The organism is Streptomyces sp. NPDC002577, assembly GCF_053594815.1.
The window spans coordinates 120,515-134,194 of record NZ_JBSFWK010000003.1 but is presented as its reverse complement, the minus strand read 5'-3'; the positions used below and the strand labels follow the sequence as shown (position 1 = coordinate 134,194).

The 13,680-nt window shown below is 70.2% G+C and carries 14 protein-coding genes and 1 tRNA gene; 5 read left to right on the top strand and 10 right to left on the bottom strand.

Features of this window, described 5'->3' with window-relative positions:
- Positions 1-47 precede the first annotated feature (47 nt).
- Positions 48-737 carry a hypothetical protein gene (locus ACWD4J_RS06285; RefSeq protein ID WP_451394138.1) on the bottom strand — a complete coding sequence of 230 codons (690 nt, stop codon included), beginning with the start codon at positions 735-737 and terminating at the stop codon, positions 48-50.
- A gap of 47 nt (positions 738-784) precedes the next feature.
- Here ACWD4J_RS06285 and ACWD4J_RS06280 point away from each other — a divergent pair, with 47 nt between their 5' ends.
- On the top strand, positions 785-973 hold the full coding sequence (locus ACWD4J_RS06280; RefSeq protein ID WP_067272272.1) for a DUF5703 family protein: 189 nt from the start codon (positions 785-787) through the stop codon (positions 971-973).
- 152 nt (positions 974-1,125) lie between these two features.
- Here ACWD4J_RS06280 and ACWD4J_RS06275 read toward each other — a convergent pair whose 3' ends face one another.
- The 3 genes from ACWD4J_RS06275 to ACWD4J_RS06265 all read right to left on the bottom strand — a co-directional run bounded on the left by ACWD4J_RS06275 (position 1,126) and on the right by ACWD4J_RS06265 (position 3,737).
- Positions 1,126-1,827 (bottom strand): chaplin family protein, encoded by a 702-nt coding sequence (locus tag ACWD4J_RS06275; RefSeq protein ID WP_451394137.1) that lies wholly within the window; start codon positions 1,825-1,827, stop codon positions 1,126-1,128.
- A 134-nt stretch (positions 1,828-1,961) separates the two neighbouring features.
- Entirely contained in the window at positions 1,962-2,195 is a 234-nt protein-coding gene (gene chpH / locus ACWD4J_RS06270) for a chaplin ChpH (protein WP_451394136.1), read from the bottom strand.
- 207 nt (positions 2,196-2,402) lie between these two features.
- Positions 2,403-3,737, bottom strand: coding sequence for a M20/M25/M40 family metallo-hydrolase (locus ACWD4J_RS06265; protein WP_451394135.1), 1,335 nt, complete (start codon positions 3,735-3,737; stop codon positions 2,403-2,405).
- Positions 3,738-4,024: 287 nt separating this feature from the next.
- Between ACWD4J_RS06265 and ACWD4J_RS06260 the strand changes: the two genes are divergently transcribed.
- Together ACWD4J_RS06260 and ACWD4J_RS06255 are read left to right on the top strand one after the other, a co-directional pair.
- Positions 4,025-4,109 (top strand) — tRNA-Leu (locus ACWD4J_RS06260).
- 89 nt (positions 4,110-4,198) lie between these two features.
- Positions 4,199-4,621 carry a YchJ family protein gene (locus tag ACWD4J_RS06255; protein ID WP_451394134.1) on the top strand — a complete coding sequence of 141 codons (423 nt, stop codon included), beginning with the start codon at positions 4,199-4,201 and terminating at the stop codon, positions 4,619-4,621.
- A 34-nt stretch (positions 4,622-4,655) separates the two neighbouring features.
- Here ACWD4J_RS06255 and ACWD4J_RS06250 read toward each other — a convergent pair whose 3' ends face one another.
- Positions 4,656-5,357 (bottom strand): FadR/GntR family transcriptional regulator, encoded by a 702-nt coding sequence (locus ACWD4J_RS06250; protein ID WP_451394133.1) that lies wholly within the window; start codon positions 5,355-5,357, stop codon positions 4,656-4,658.
- 131 nt (positions 5,358-5,488) lie between these two features.
- Between ACWD4J_RS06250 and ACWD4J_RS06245 the strand changes: the two genes are divergently transcribed.
- Both ACWD4J_RS06245 and ACWD4J_RS06240 read left to right on the top strand, forming a co-directional pair.
- Positions 5,489-6,013 carry a gluconokinase gene (locus ACWD4J_RS06245; RefSeq protein ID WP_451394132.1) on the top strand — a complete coding sequence of 175 codons (525 nt, stop codon included), beginning with the start codon at positions 5,489-5,491 and terminating at the stop codon, positions 6,011-6,013.
- A 92-nt stretch (positions 6,014-6,105) separates the two neighbouring features.
- Positions 6,106-7,503, top strand: coding sequence for a GntT/GntP/DsdX family permease (locus ACWD4J_RS06240; RefSeq protein ID WP_451394131.1), 1,398 nt, complete (start codon positions 6,106-6,108; stop codon positions 7,501-7,503).
- A gap of 119 nt (positions 7,504-7,622) precedes the next feature.
- Here ACWD4J_RS06240 and ACWD4J_RS06235 read toward each other — a convergent pair whose 3' ends face one another.
- The 5 genes from ACWD4J_RS06235 to ACWD4J_RS06215 form a co-directional block, all read right to left on the bottom strand.
- Positions 7,623-8,294, bottom strand: coding sequence for a cytochrome b/b6 domain-containing protein (locus ACWD4J_RS06235; protein ID WP_451394130.1), 672 nt, complete (start codon positions 8,292-8,294; stop codon positions 7,623-7,625).
- Positions 8,278-9,027 carry a molybdopterin-dependent oxidoreductase gene (locus ACWD4J_RS06230; RefSeq protein ID WP_451394129.1) on the bottom strand — a complete coding sequence of 250 codons (750 nt, stop codon included), beginning with the start codon at positions 9,025-9,027 and terminating at the stop codon, positions 8,278-8,280. Before ACWD4J_RS06230 ends, ACWD4J_RS06235 begins: the two co-directional genes overlap by 17 nt.
- A gap of 149 nt (positions 9,028-9,176) precedes the next feature.
- The gene (locus tag ACWD4J_RS06225) at positions 9,177-10,709 is read right to left on the bottom strand and encodes an APC family permease (RefSeq protein WP_451394128.1); all 1,533 of its coding nucleotides are present in this window, start codon (positions 10,707-10,709) and stop codon (positions 9,177-9,179) included.
- 80 nt (positions 10,710-10,789) lie between these two features.
- Complete coding sequence (locus tag ACWD4J_RS06220) at positions 10,790-11,740, bottom strand: hypothetical protein (protein WP_451394127.1); 951 nt, start codon at positions 11,738-11,740, stop codon at positions 10,790-10,792.
- 182 nt (positions 11,741-11,922) lie between these two features.
- On the bottom strand, positions 11,923-13,578 hold the full coding sequence (locus ACWD4J_RS06215; protein WP_451394126.1) for an FAD-binding dehydrogenase: 1,656 nt from the start codon (positions 13,576-13,578) through the stop codon (positions 11,923-11,925).
- Between the last annotated feature and the right edge of the window lie 102 nt (positions 13,579-13,680).

Genomic DNA, 13,680 nt, shown 5'->3' with positions numbered 1-13,680 from the left:
GGCCCCCAGTCCGGCATGGGCCCGGTCCTCCGGGCCCACGCCGGGCATCAGCGTTCGGCCCGGAGATCCTCCTCCTCGAAGTCGTCCCCAGAGCCCAGCGGCTCCAAGTCGTCGTCCTCGTCGTGCTCCGGGTCGTCAAGCTCGTCGTCGAAGACCGCGCTGACGTCGAAGCGGCACACGACCCGCTGCGGGTCGATCTGGTCGAAGGGGGCGTCCAGCCACTCCCCCGGCTCCGGTGTCTCGTCGGAGACGGTCACCCACAGTGTGGAGTCGCCCTCCTCGAGACCGAACTCCTTGTGCCGTGATGCGATCTCGTCCGGTTCGTACTCGCCGAAGATGATGCCCAGCGCACCATGGGCGGTGCCGTTCGCCCTGGCTGCTTCGGCTTCCGCGGCCGTCACCCGCTGGGCCTGGGCCAGCAGTCGCTGCGGCTCCACCACGGCGTAGTCCCGGCGGATCAGCACGCTGAGCGCGTTCGGCTCCTCGGGACCCGTGTACGGCGGCAGTGTGCCCTCCGTGCCGGGGATCTCGAAGGGGGTGACTTCGTCGTAGCGGTCGTAGAGCAGCTCGTCGTACTCCTCGGCCGCCGCGGCCAGCTCGTTGAACGCCTCATAGACGGCCGGGTCGTCCTCTCCCGACCTGCGCTCGACCGCGGCCAGGTGGCGGTCGAGCGCAGCCTTGACCGCCTCCGCGGCGGCGCGTACCTCGGCAGCGGTGGGCTGCGCAGCATCAGACATAGTGCAGACGCTATCCGTACGGGGGCTCTGCCCGCACAATAGATGCGATGCCGGAATACGAATTTGTCGACGTGTACGTACCGCGCGGGGTGTCCCGCAAGGAGACCACACGTCTGCTGACCGACCATGCCGAGTACGGACACTGGGAGCTGGACCGTCTCAGACTCCACCCGGACGGCAGCCGCAGGGTGCGGTTGCGCCGGCGGATCATCCGTCAGGTGCGTGCCACGTGGTGACCCGAGACGGGGAAACGGAGCGGGCCCCGCGGCTGCGGGGCCCGCTCCGTTCCGTTCCGTGCGCCACCTCGGTGACATAAATCACCTTGGTGATCTTCGGAGTTCAGCGGCAGATGCGTGCGAACTCTCCGTGATGCGTTCGCTTCACGCTGTTAGGCGGCCGATCGGGCCTTGCGGTAGAGCACGGCACCGGCGAGCAGCGCGCCCGCGGCGACCGGAACGACCATGCCCACCGGCAGCGAGCTGCCGGTCTCGGCCAGCTGCTCGGTGCCTTCGGGCACCGCCACGGTGTTCGTTGCCGGGTGGTTCGACCTGGTGGAGCCCGGGTCGTTCCCGACCGGCGCCTGCGGCTCGTCGGGGTGCAGCGGGTCGCAGGGCGTGTGGCCGCGCGGTGTCGTCGCGTCGTTGCCGCCCGAGGAGTTGCCGCAGTCGTTGCCCCCCGCTCCGGTGCCGAGGCCGCCGATGGTGACGCTGTTGCCGCAGACGTCGACCGGGACGTCGACCGGCACCTGAACGTGGTTGCCGGAGCCGACGCCGGGCGAGTGGCTCGTGTGCCCGCCGGCCTCGGAACCGCCGCCGGACGGCTGGTCGTCGCCGTTGCCGCCGTCGTCGTCGGAGTCGTTGCTGCAGTCGTTGTCCGCCGCGGGGTTGAGGGCCCCGATGACGTTCACCGTGTTCCCGCACACGTTCACCGGGATGTCGACGGGAACTTGGACGCTGTTGCCCGAGAGAACTCCGGGCGAGTCGGAAGCGGTTCCGCTCGCTCCCGAGTCGGCGTGTGCGTAGCCGCCGGTCATGGCGAGTACGCCGGTCGCGGCCGCCAAGGTGAGGCGTTTGCGCGTGACCTGTCGCATAGGTTTTCCCTGCCTTGTACCTTCCGGAATGCGCACGGCCTGCTTGCACGTGCGCGGAAGATCCGTCGGCCCCGGAGCTCGTCCCGCGAACTCCGAGGCCGAGGACTCAGACCCTCATGGGGTGGTGCTCAACGTCAGTCGTTGATGCAGGTGTTGCCGAAGGCGGGGTTCAGCAGCCCGATCACATTGACGGTGTTGCCGCAGACGTTCACCGGCACGTGGATCGGCGCCTGAATGACGTTGCCCGAGAGCACGCCGGGCGAGTGCACAGCGGCGCCCTGAGCACCGGCGTCGGCAGCGGCAATACCCGCACCAGCGAGTACGAGACCACCCGTGGCAGCCGCGGCAGCGACGACCTTCTTGATCATTCTTCCTCCTCATTGGCAATGCGGCCCCGGTCTCGGACCGCATCATCAGTAACGAGGAGCCGGTAATCGGGCTACGTCCTTATCGTTCCATTCACTCTTTCTGATAACTACGCACGTCTGGACGAATGTTGGAGTGACGTCTCGGCGGTGACATCTGACCGAGTGGGCTGAAATGCCCACGGACGATCGCGAGTTGCCCCGTCGGCGTCAGGATGCGTCGATGAACCTGTCCAGCACGCGCACGCCGAACTTGAGTCCGTCGACCGGCACACGCTCGTCGACGCCGTGGAACATGCCGGCGAAGTCCAGCTCGGGCGGCAGCTGCAGCGGCGCGAAGCCGAAGCAGCGGATGCCGAGATCGTCGAAGGACTTGGCGTCGGTGCCGCCGGAGAGCATGTACGGCACGGCCCGTGCGATCGGGTCTTCGGCCCGCAGCGCCGACTGCATGGCGTCGACCAGCGAACCGTCGAAGTCGGTCTCGAGGGCCTTGTCGCCGTGCACGTCCTCGCGCCGGACGCGGGGCCCGAGGATCCGGTCGAGGTCGGCCAGGAACTCCTCCTCGTAACCCGGCAGGAAGCGCCCGTCGACGTGGGCGGTGGCCTGGCCGGGGATCACGTTGACCTTGTAGCCGGCGCCGAGCATCGTCGGGGCCGCCGAGTTGCGCAGCGTGGCGCCGACCATCTTCGCGATGCCGCCGAGCTTGGCGAGCGTCGCGTCCATGTCCTCGGGGTCGAGCTCGGTGCCGAGCGCGTCGGAGAGTTCGTCGAGGAAGGACCGTACGGTCTTGGTGACGCGCACCGGCCACTTGTGCCGGCCGAGACGGCCGACCGCCTCGCAGAGCTCCGTGATGGCGTTGTCGTCGTTGGTCATCGAGCCGTGCCCGGCCGTGCCGTCCACCGTGAGCCGCATCCAGTGCATGCCCTTCTGGGCGGTCTCGACGAGGTAGAGCCGCAACTGCTCGTTGACGGTGAACGAGAAGCCGCCGACCTCGCCGATCGCCTCGGTGACGCCCTCGAAGAGGTCGGGGTGCTTGTCCACGAGGTGGCGCGCTCCGTACACACCGCCCGCCTCCTCGTCGGCGAGGAAGGCCAGCACGATGTCCCGCGGGGGCTTGCGGCCGCTGCGCAGCCGGTCGCGTACGACCGCGAGGGTCATCGCGTCCATGTCCTTCATGTCGACGGCGCCGCGGCCCCACACGCAGCCGTCGGCGATCTCGCCGGAGAACGGGTGATGGGTCCAGTCGAGGGCGTTGGCCGGTACGACGTCGGTATGGCCGTGGATGAGGAGTGCGGGCCGCGAGGGGTCCTCGCCCTCGATACGGGCCACCGTGGAGGCGCGGCCGGGATGGGACTCGAAGATCTTCGGCTCGAGCCCGACCTCGGCCAGCTTCTCCGCCACGTACTCGGCGGCCTTGCGCTCGCCCGGCCCTGAGTGGTCTCCGTAGTTGCTGGTGTCGATCCGGATGAGGTCGCGGCAGAGGTCGACGACCTCGTCCTCGCCGGAGACGGACCCGGTCCTGCTGGCGCCGCTCGACTCGCTCACGCTGCTTCCTCCCGCTGTCGCTGCTGGTGGTCCCCGTCCTTGGTGGCCCCCATCCTCCCCCTCGGGGCGGCTGCGGCCCAAGGCCGGGCCCGGCCTGGTCATACAGCGTTAACAGCGGGACGGCGCCACCACGTGCCCTTGGGCGGCGGTGTGCTTCCCGGTCCCCCCGCTCGGTCCGCGGGTGGATCGGCCGCGGATCAGCCGCGTGCCCGGTCGGGTGATCAGGCACCTCCGAATGTTTGCTATGGTTTTCCACGTCGCCGCGGGAAACCGCGAGAGACCACCTGGTCCGGGTGGCGGAATGGCAGACGCGCTAGCTTGAGGTGCTAGTGCCCTTTATCGGGCGTGGGGGTTCAAGTCCCCCCTCGGACACATCGGCGAACTGCCGGTCACTTCGGTGACCGGCAGTTTTCGTGTGGTCGGCTGTCCGGCGCCAGGGCACCGGCGGGCACAATGGCCGCATGGCCCGACGCAAGCCCCGTCCCTCCGTTCCCCCGGCAGCCCCCGCCGTGTGCCCCTGCGGTTCCGGCGCCGCGTACCCCGAGTGCTGCGGCCGCCGTCACTCAGGGGCCGTCGCCGCGCCGACGGCAGAGGCACTGATGCGGTCGCGGTACAGCGCGTTCGCGGTGCGGGACGAGGCGTATCTGTTGCGGACCTGGCATCCGCAGACGCGGCCGCCGCGGGTGGAGTTCGATCCGGGGATGCGCTGGACGGGCCTGGAGATCCTCGGGACGACCGAAGGGTCGGCCTTCCACACCACGGGCACGGTGACCTTCCGGGCGCACTACACGGACGGTGGCAGGCCTGACGTGCTGCATGAGCGCAGCCGCTTCACACGGGTGGCCGGGGCATGGGTCTACGTGGACGGGGACTTCGTCGAGTAGCGGGGCACGGCTGTTCCACGAGCCGTGCCCGGCGTCAGGGCGCCAGGATGTCCAGTTCCTGGAGGGCGCCCACCGCGATCTCTCGGGTGAGCTGCTCCGCGCGCTCCGCGTCGCCTTCCCGTACCGCCTCCGCGACCTGCACATGCAGCCGGACGGCCGGTGGATCGGGGTCCTTGAACATGACCTGGTGGTGGGTGCGGCCGGACAGGACCTCGGCCACGAGGTCGCCGAGGTGCGCGAACATCTCGTTGCCGGAGGCGTTGAGAATCACCCGGTGGAAGGCGATGTCGTGCACCAGATACGCCTCCAGCTGGTGGCCGCGTGAGGTGGCGACCATGCCGAGGGCGCACTCGGTGAGCTCCGCGCACTGCTCGGGGGTGGCGTTGCGTGCCGCCAGTCCCGCGGCGACGGGTTCGACGGCCGAGCGCAGCACGGTCAGGGAGCGCAGCTGGCGGGGGCGGTCGGCGCCGGCCAGCCGCCAGCGGATGACCTGGGGGTCGTAGACGTTCCACTCCGCGACGGGGCGCACGGTCACGCCCACGCGGCGGCGGGACTCCACCAGGTGCATCGACTCGAGGACGCGCACCGCCTCGCGCATCACGGAGCGCGACACGTCGAGGCGCTCGGCCAGCTCGTCGGTGCGCAGCACGCTGCCAGACGGATAATCCCCGGCGGTGATGGCGGGCCCAAGGGTCTCCAGTACGCGTGCGTGCAGCCCCTGGGCCTGTGTCGTCATGCGGTTCAGCGTACGAGGCGACGCCCGCCACTCAAAAGTCAGACTTTTAGATCACACTCCCTTGAATTAATCAGACCTTTGGGTTTCAGTGAGCTGACACAGCGATGTCGACGAAGACAGCGAGGCAGTTGATGAGCACCCCCCACGTCGTCGTGGTCATGGGCGTCGCAGGAACCGGCAAGACCACGATCGGTCCCCTGCTCGCCGCCCGGCTCGGCGTTCCCTACGCCGAGGGCGACGACTTCCACCCCGAGGCGAACATCGCGAAGATGTCCGCCGGTACCCCGCTGACCGACGAGGACCGATGGCCGTGGCTCGACTCCATCGGCGCCTGGGCGCACAGCAGGGAGGGGCTCGGGGGTGTGGTCAGCAGCTCGGCGCTGAAGCGGAGTTACCGCGACCGGCTGCGGGCTGCCGCTCCCGGACTCGTCTTCGTCCATCTCGCCGGTGATCGCAAGCTCATCGAGGACCGGATGTCGCATCGCGAGGGCCATTTCATGCCGACCGCGCTCCTTGACTCCCAGTTCGCCACGCTCCAGCCGCTGGAGCCTGACGAGCCGGGCGTCGCCGTCGATGTGGCGGGCAGCCCGGACGAGATCACCGACCGGGCGGTCGAGGCGCTCCGCGGCTTCGCGCGGCAGCAGCCGGCCCAGTAGCAGCAACCAACCCCCGTACCCGTACCGGATCCGTGCGCGGGCGGGCCCTGTCCGCCTGCCCACACACTCACCCCAGACACGAGGAATAGACCGTGACCAGTCTCAGCGTCGAGACGCTGGCAGCGGACGCCGTGGAGCCGATCACCTCGGCAGGCCATGCCCAGCTCGGGATAGCCGTTCTCGCGGGCATCGCCGTCATCGTCCTGCTCATCACGAAGTTCAAGCTCCATGCGTTCCTGGCGCTGACCATCGGGTCGCTCGCGCTCGGTGCCTTCGCGGGCGCCCCGCTCGACAAGGCGATCACCAGTTTCACCAGCGGTCTCGGCTCCACGGTGTCGGGCGTGGGTGTGCTGATCGCGCTCGGCGCGATCCTCGGCAAGCTGCTGGCCGACTCCGGCGGCGCCGACCAGATCGTCGACACGATCCTCGCCAAGGCGGGCGGGCGCGCCATGCCGTGGGCGATGGTGCTGATCGCCTCCGTGATCGGGCTTCCGCTCTTCTTCGAGGTCGGCATCGTGCTGCTGATCCCCGTGGTGCTGATGGTCGCCAAGCGCGGCAACTACTCCCTGATGCGTATCGGCGTCCCGGCGCTCGCGGGCCTGTCCGTGATGCACGGCCTGATCCCGCCGCACCCCGGCCCGCTCGTCGCGATCGACTCGGTCAAGGCCAACCTCGGTGTGACGCTGGCGCTCGGCATCCTCGTCGCCATCCCGACGGTGATCATCGCGGGTCCGGTGTTCTCCCGGTACGCGGCCCGCTGGGTCGACGTCCCCGCGCCCGAGAAGATGATCCCGCAGCGGGCCTCCGACGACCTGGAGAAGCGCCCGGGCTTCGGCATCACCCTCGCCACGGTGCTGCTGCCCGTCGTCCTGATGCTGGCCAAGGCGCTGGTGGACATCGTCGTCGACGACCCCGAGGCCACCGTGCAGCGTGTCTTCGACGTCATCGGCTCGCCGCTGATCGCACTGCTCGCCGCCGTGATCGTCGCCATGTTCACGCTCGGCCGTGCCGCCGGCTTCAGCAAGGGACGCATCTCCTCCACCGTCGAGAAGTCCCTCGCGCCCATCGCCGGCATCCTGCTCATCGTCGGTGCCGGCGGCGGCTTCAAGCAGACGCTGATCGACTCCGGCGTGGGCCAGATGATCCTGGACATCTCCAAGGACTGGTCGATCCCGGCGCTGCTGCTCGCCTGGCTGATCGCGGTGGCGATCCGCCTCGCGACCGGCTCGGCGACCGTGGCGACGATCTCCGCGGCCGGACTGGCGGCGCCGCTGGCCGCCGACATGTCGACCACGCACACGGCCCTGCTGGTGCTGGCCATCGGCGCGGGTTCGCTCTTCTTCAGCCACGTGAACGACGCCGGTTTCTGGCTCGTCAAGGAGTACTTCGGGCTGAGCGTCGGGCAGACGGTCAAGACCTGGTCCGTGATGGAGACGATCATCTCGGTGGTCGCGGGCGCACTGGTCCTGCTGCTGTCCTTGATCATCTAGGGCATCCCGGCAGTACGCCCACGGCGGCGTTCACGGCGACGGTGAGACCACACGAGCAGAGGTCCCACCGTCGCCGTCCGCATAACGGGAAGTGCGGACTTACGGCGGACGGACGTGACTTACGGCCGCCACAGCGGATGTTCGCGTTTCGCCCACTCCCGGTCCACGGAGCCCGTACGCAGGCCGCGACGGGCCTCCGGGTCGGCGAGGGCCATGCCGATGTGGCCGGCCAGCACGATGCCGATCGTCAGGGCCAGCCAGTCGTGGACGAAGGTCGCCCCCGTGCGCCACACCAGTGGGGCCAGGTGCGTGAACCACATCAGCAGCCCGGTGCCGAGCATCACGAGCACGGCTCCGGCGATCCACGCGGCGAAGGTCTTCTGCCCGGCGTTGAACTTGCCGGCCGGCCGCGACTGCGGGCGCCTGTCACGGCGTACGGCCGCACGCAGCCACCGCCGGTCGTGCGGGCCGAAGCGGTTCAGGAGCCGAAGGTCCGCGCGGAAGGCGCGGGAGGCGAGGCCCACCAGCAGCGGGACCGGCAGCAGCAGCCCCGACCACTCGTGGACGGTGACCACGAGGGCGCGGCGGCCGACGAGTTCGGCGAACCGGGGCACGTAGAGACAGGCGGCCGTCACCACGCACAGGCCCATCAGGGCCGCCGTGGTGCGGTGCACCCAGCGCTCGGCACGGGTGAAGCGGCGGACCCTCGACGCGGCGTCGGAGGCGGGGGCGGGGGTCGCGGGTGCGGAGCCGGGGGCGTGTGCGCCCCCGTGTTCAGGTCGTAGGCGCATCGTCCCGTCCGTTCGAGCGGCCCACCCACGCGTCCACGTCATAGCCGCGCTCTTCCCAGTACCCGGGCCGGACGTCCTCGGTGACGGTGATGCCGGAGAGCCACTTCGCGGACTTGTAGAAGTACATCGGTGCCACATAGAGGCGGACGGGACCGCCGTGCGAGTGGCTCACGGGCTTGTCCTGCATACGCAGGGCCACCAGGACGTCGTCCCTGCGGGCCTGCCGCAGGGTGAGGCTCTCGGTGTACGTGCCGTCGAAGCACGTGAAGCGGACCGCCCCCGCCGTGGGCTGAACTCCGGCGGAGTCGAGCAGCTTGGACAGCAGTACGCCCTCGAAGGGGGTGTCCGGCACCCGCCATCCGGTGACGCACTGGACATCGTGGACGAGCCGCGTCTGCGGCATGGCGCGCAGCTCGGCGAGCGTGTACGCGGCGGGGCGGTCGACCAGTCCGCCGACGGTCAGGCGGTAGTCGTCGGCGCTCTTCTGCGGTACGGAGGAGGCGACCGAGTAGTAGCGGAAGCCGCCGCCGTTGGGGAGCAGGCCGGTCAGGCCGGTCGGGTCCTTGTCGGCCGCGCTGCCGAGGAAGGACTCGAGCCCGCGCTGGAGGCCGGGGGCGGCGGCCACGCCCAGCGCGCCGAGGCCGAGCATGCCGAGCACGAGACGGCGGCCCACCGGTGTTCCCTGGCCCTCTTCCCTCGGCTCCGCGGGCTCAGCGGGTTGTTCTGAGGTCACCCGTCGATTCGAACACCTGCGGCCTCTGGAAACCAGGGGCCGCAGGTGTTCGACAGGCTTCTGTCATCTCAAGACTTCGTAATCCGCTGTCATCTCACGACTTCGTAGTCCGCTGTCGTCTCGAGACTTCGTGCTCCGCTGTCACGCTGTCACCTTGAGACTTCGTGCTCCGCCGCCTTGTCGAGCTGGAACGCCTCGTTGCCCAGGCCGATGCGCGCATGCGCCTCCGGGCGCCGGGCACGGAGCACCGCGCCCTGGACGAGGCCGGTCACGGCCGCCAGCGCGATGATGCCCGGGAGCACCCAGCTGAGCGCCGAATCCGGTCCCGAGCCGACGAGGACGTCGAAGTCCTTCACGGTGTAGACGGCGATGACGAGCAGGGCGGTCCCGGCGACCGCTGAGGCGGCCAGGCGCCAGGCCTGGGCGCGGGCGGCGCCGCGGCGGGCGAAGAACACGATGACGGCCAGCGATGCGACGGCCATCAGCAAGATGACGCCGAGCGCACCGATGTTGCCCATCCAGGTGAAAAGGTGCAGCACGGGCGCCGTCGGATCGCCGGTCGCGCCCTCGTCGGTCACCGCGAAGGCCACGACGACGACCGCGGAGATCACGGTCTGCAACAGCGATCCGGTGCCGGGCGCGCCGCTGGTGTTGTTGGTGCGGCCGAAGGCGGCGGGCAGCAGGCCCTCGCGGCCCATGGCGAAGGCGTACCGGGCGACGACGTTGTGGAAGCTGAGCAGCGCGGCGAACATGCCGGTGACGAACAGGACATGCAGCACGTCGGTGAAGGTGGTGCCCAGGCTGTTCTCGGTGAGGAAGAACAACAGCCCGGCGCTCTGCTTCTGCGCGGCCGCGACGATGCCGGACGGGCCCGCGGCGACCGTGAGCGCCCAGCAGCTGAGGGCGAAGAAGACGGCGACGAAGCCGACGGCGAGGAACATCACGCGCGCCACCACGACCTGGGGCCGGCTGGTCTCCTCGGCGTAGACGGGCGCCTGTTCGAAGCCGAGGAAGGCCGCCACGCAGAAGCACAGCGCCGTACCGAGGCCCGCGCCGGTCAGCGTTCCGGGGTCGAAAGCCTGGAGGGACAGGCCCTCGGCGGCGGGGTGGGCGACGGCCGAGATGTCGAAGACGACGACGAGCGCGACCTCGACGATCAGCAGCACGCCCAGCACGCGCGCGTTGAGGTCGATCTTCAGCCAGCCGAGGGCTCCGACGACGAGCACGGCCGCGAGGGCCGGGATCCACCAGGCGACCTCGGTGTCGAGATAGGTGGCGAAGAGCCCCGAGACCTCGAAGCCGAAGATGCCGTAGACGCCGACCTGCAGCGCGCTGTACGCGACGAGGGCGACCAGCGCCGCGCCCGCCCCGGCCGTACCGCCCAGGCCGCGCGATATGTACGCGTAGAAGGCACCGGCGTTGTGGACGTGGCGGCTCATCTCGGCGTACCCGACGCTGAACAGCGCCAGCACCACGCCCAGGATGACGAAGAGCAGGGGCTGCCCGACGATGCCCATCACGCCGAATGTGGTGGGCATGACACCCGCGACGACCATGAGGGGTGCCGTGGCGGCGAGCACGGACAGCAGCAGCCCTGCCGCGCCGAGGCGGTCGGCGCGCAGGGCGCGCTCCTGCCCCTTGTAGGTTCTGATCTCGCTCGTGCTCGAACTGCCCGTGGTCATGACGGGGTTGTCCTTTCGCAGCGGATGAGGTGCGGGGCGGGTGGGACACAGGGCTGGCGGGCCAGGCCCACCGAACGGCCCTAGGCGGTGCCGAGTGCGATGTTGCGTGCGGTGCGGAAGGCGTCGTACGGGTCCCGGTCCGGGTACGACCAGGGGGCCGGGGTCGCATGCGGTCCGATGCGGTGGAACAGCGCGGCCGCCTCGGCGGGACGGCCCTCGCAGTACTTCGCATGGGCGAGGAAGTTCAGGTCGATGCGGTTGCGGGGGTGGTCGTCGCGCCCCCACTCCAGCCACCAGTCGAAGGCCGCCTTCATGACCTGGCGGGCGCGGCGTCCCGTCCAGTGCCGGGAGGACGCCGCGTCGCGGGGTTCGCTGCCGGCGGTGGCCAGGACGCGGTAGCGCTCGGCGTGCGCGACGACGGGGAGGATGGCCAGGGGCGAGTCGGCGGGGGCCTGCTCGGCGGCCCAGGACGCGAAGTCGTACACCTCGTGCATCGGGTCCTGGCCGACTTCGGCGTACCGCTCCGCGAGCCGGGCCACCATCAGATGGTGGGCGTGGTGGTGGCCCGGGTGGCGGTGGCGGACCTCGTCGAACAGCCGCACGACGTCCTCGTCGCGGCCCGTCGCGCACTCGAGGATCAGCAGGGACAGCCAGGGGGTCGGGTCGTCCGGGAGGAGTACGGCCGCGGCGTGGCAGGCCCCCCGCGCGTGGTCGGAGCGCTCCTTGCCCTTCAGGGCGCGGAAGACCATGGCGCAGGCCTGCAGTACGGCCGCGTCGGCCGACTCGGGCTCGGCGAGCCGCCATTCACGGGACCAGGGGGCGGTGCCGGGTTCCCGGGCGAGCACGGTGATCCGGTGGCCGCGGCGGTCCCAGTCGTCGCCGGTGTCCGCGAGCAGCGAGCGGACGGCGGTCCAGCGGCCCTGGGCCAGCGCGGTACGGGCGGAGGCGAGCTCCGTGTCGTCCAGAGCCGCGTCGAAGGCGTGGTCCGCCCGTTTGCGGGCGCGGCCGAAGGGGGGCGGGGGTGGGGGCACCGCGGGTTCCTTTATGACACGGCTACGGCACGATTACTGGCACGGTGTGCCATCGGGTGATCACGGACAGCAAAGCGGAGGGGGTTCTCTCCGTCAAGGCCGTCTTCGTGCGTACTCGTGTCAGCTGAGCGGTTTGCCCGCCCAGCTGATTGCCCACAGCGGACAGCGGGGCGGGCGGCCCCCTACGCCACCGCCTTCGCCGTCGCGCGGCCCGCCGTGCGGCCCGAGAAGAGGCAGCCGCCGAGGAAGGTGCCCTCGAGGGAGCGGTAGCCGTGGACTCCGCCGCCGCCGAAGCCGGCGGCCTCCCCCGCCGCGTACATGCCGGGCAGCGGGTCGCCGCCCTCGGCGAGAACCCGCGAGGACAGGTCCGTCTCCAGGCCGCCGAGCGTCTTGCGGGTGAGGATGTTCAGACGTACGGCGATCAGCGGGCCCGCCTTGGGGTCGAGGATGCGGTGCGGGGCCGCCGTGCGGATGAGCTTGTCGCCCAGGTAGTTGCGGGCGCCGCGGATCGCGGTCACCTGGAGGTCCTTGGTGAAGGGGTTGGTGATCTCGCGGTCGCGTGCGGTGAGGGTGCGGCGCAGGTGTGCCTCGTCGATCAGCGGTTCGTCGGTCAGGGCGTTCATGCCGCGCACCAGCGCGCCGAGGTCCTTCTCGACGACGAAGTCGACGCCGTGGTCCATGAACGCCTTGACGGGACCGGGGACGTCGGCGCGGGCCCGCCCGATGACGTCGCGGACGGACTTGCCGGTCAGATCCGGGTTCTGCTCGGAGCCGGAGAGCGCGAACTCCTTGCCGATGATCTTCTGGTCGAGGACGAACCACGTGTGGTCGTACCCGGTGTGCATGATGTGTTCGAGCGTGCCGAGCGTGTCGAAGCCGGGGAAGAGCGGTACGGGCAGCCGGTTGCCGCGCGCGTCGAGCCAGAGGGACGAAGGACCGGGCAGGATGCGAATGCCGTGCTTGTCCCAGATGGGGTTCCAGTTCTCGATGCCCTCGGTGTAGTGCCACATGCGGTCGCGGTTGATGAGGCGGGCACCCGCCTTCTCCGCGATGCCGAGCATCAGGCCGTCGACGTGCGCGGGCACACCGGAGAGCATCTTCGCGGGCGGGTCGCCGAGGCGCTTGGGCCAGTTCGCACGTACGAGATCGTGGTTGCCGCCGATGCCCCCGGAGGTGACGATCACCGCCTGGGCGCGGAACTCGAAGGAGCCGGTGACGGTGCGGCTGCTCGCCTGGCCGCGTTCGATGCCTGACGGCTCCAGGATCTCACCGCTGACCGTGTCCACCGCGCCCGCGCTGCGCGTCAGACCCGTGACGCGATGGCGGAACTTCAGCTGTACCAGCCCGCGCGCGACACCTTCGCGCACCCGGCGCTCGAACGGCGCGACGATGCCGGGACCCGTGCCCCAGGTGATGTGGAAGCGCGGTACGGAGTTGCCGTGGCCGTTCGCGTCGTAGCCGCCGCGCTCCGCCCAGCCCACCACCGGGAAGAAGCGCACGCCCTGCGCGTGCAGCCAGGCACGCTTCTCGCCGGCCGCGAAGTCGACGTACGCCTCGGCCCACTGCCGCGGCCAATGGTCCTCCTCGCGGTCGAAGGCGGCCGTCCCCATCCAGTCCTGGAGGGCGAGCTCATGGCTGTCCTTGATGCGCATGCGGCGCTGCTCGGGCGAGTCGACGAAGAACAGGCCGCCGAAGGACCAGTGCGCCTGGCCGCCGATCGACTGCTCCGGTTCCTGGTCGAGGAGGATGACCTTGCGTCCCGCGTCGACGAGCTCGGCCGTCGCCGCGAGCCCGGCGAGACCCGCACCGATCACGATCACATCTGCGTCGTAGGCCATGAGCCCCGTTCCCTCCTCGAATGTCAGTGGGCGACATTCTTACCGGTCGGTCGGATCTTCGGGAACGGGCCTGACCGAGTCTTGGGACTCGGCGTACCGCCC

Bases quoted from the DNA above. Each gene is read 5' to 3' on its own strand.
- ACWD4J_RS06285 (WP_451394138.1), bottom strand. From the start codon at position 737: ATGTCTGATGCTGCGCAGCCCACCGCTGCCGAGGTACGCGCCGCCGCG.
- ACWD4J_RS06280 (WP_067272272.1), top strand. From the start codon at position 785: ATGCCGGAATACGAATTTGTCGACGTGTACGTACCGCGCGGGGTGTCC.
- ACWD4J_RS06275 (WP_451394137.1), bottom strand. From the start codon at position 1,827: ATGCGACAGGTCACGCGCAAACGCCTCACCTTGGCGGCCGCGACCGGC.
- chpH (WP_451394136.1), bottom strand. From the start codon at position 2,195: ATGATCAAGAAGGTCGTCGCTGCCGCGGCTGCCACGGGTGGTCTCGTA.
- ACWD4J_RS06255 (WP_451394134.1), top strand. From the start codon at position 4,199: ATGGCCCGACGCAAGCCCCGTCCCTCCGTTCCCCCGGCAGCCCCCGCC.
- ACWD4J_RS06250 (WP_451394133.1), bottom strand. From the start codon at position 5,357: ATGACGACACAGGCCCAGGGGCTGCACGCACGCGTACTGGAGACCCTT.
- ACWD4J_RS06245 (WP_451394132.1), top strand. From the start codon at position 5,489: ATGAGCACCCCCCACGTCGTCGTGGTCATGGGCGTCGCAGGAACCGGC.
- ACWD4J_RS06235 (WP_451394130.1), bottom strand. From the start codon at position 8,294: ATGCGCCTACGACCTGAACACGGGGGCGCACACGCCCCCGGCTCCGCA.
- ACWD4J_RS06225 (WP_451394128.1), bottom strand. From the start codon at position 10,709: ATGACCACGGGCAGTTCGAGCACGAGCGAGATCAGAACCTACAAGGGG.
- ACWD4J_RS06215 (WP_451394126.1), bottom strand. From the start codon at position 13,578: ATGGCCTACGACGCAGATGTGATCGTGATCGGTGCGGGTCTCGCCGGG.